The sequence below is a fragment of the Ralstonia sp. VS2407 genome (assembly GCF_052950655.1).
Genome location: NZ_JBRFVG010000093.1, coordinates 1 through 593, shown reverse-complemented (window position 1 = coordinate 593; position 593 = coordinate 1). Strand labels below are relative to the sequence as shown.

Below are 593 nucleotides of genomic sequence, written 5' to 3'. Positions count from 1 at the left end.
GTTGAAGGCGCTGCGCGACACGATGCGCGAGCGCAAGCTCGTGATCAGCGTGGATCGCCTCGATTACTCGAAGGGCCTCGTCGAGCGCTTCCAGGCGTTCGAGCGGATGCTCGCGAATGCGCCGGGCTGGCAGGGGCGCGTGTCGCTCGTGCAGATCGCGCCGCCGACCCGCTCCGACGTGCAGACCTATCAGCGCATCCGTCAGACCCTCGAAGGCGAGGCGGGGCGCATCAACGGGCGCTTCGCGCAGCTCGACTGGACGCCGATCCAGTACCTGAACCGCAAGTACGAGCGCAATCTGCTGATGGCGCTGTTCAGGCTGTCGCAGGTGGGCTATGTGACGCCGCTGCGCGACGGGATGAACCTCGTCGCGAAGGAGTACGTCGCGTCGCAGGATCCGAACGATCCGGGCGTGCTCGTGCTCTCCGAGTTCGCGGGCGCCGCGGCCGAGCTGCCGGGCGCGCTGCTCGTGAACCCGTTCGATCTGTCGCAGATGGCCGAATCGCTCGAGCGCGCGCTCGCGATGCCGCTCGAGGAGCGGCAGGCGCGGCACGCGGAGAACATCGCGCGGCTGCGCAAGAACGATCTGTCGG

The 593-nt window shown here is 68.3% G+C and carries 1 protein-coding gene; it reads left to right on the top strand.

Annotated elements, in window-relative coordinates; translation table 11 throughout:
- A partial coding sequence (locus ACU8YE_RS24015; protein ID WP_446929858.1) for an alpha,alpha-trehalose-phosphate synthase (UDP-forming) occupies nucleotides 1-593 on the top strand: 593 nt, incomplete at both ends.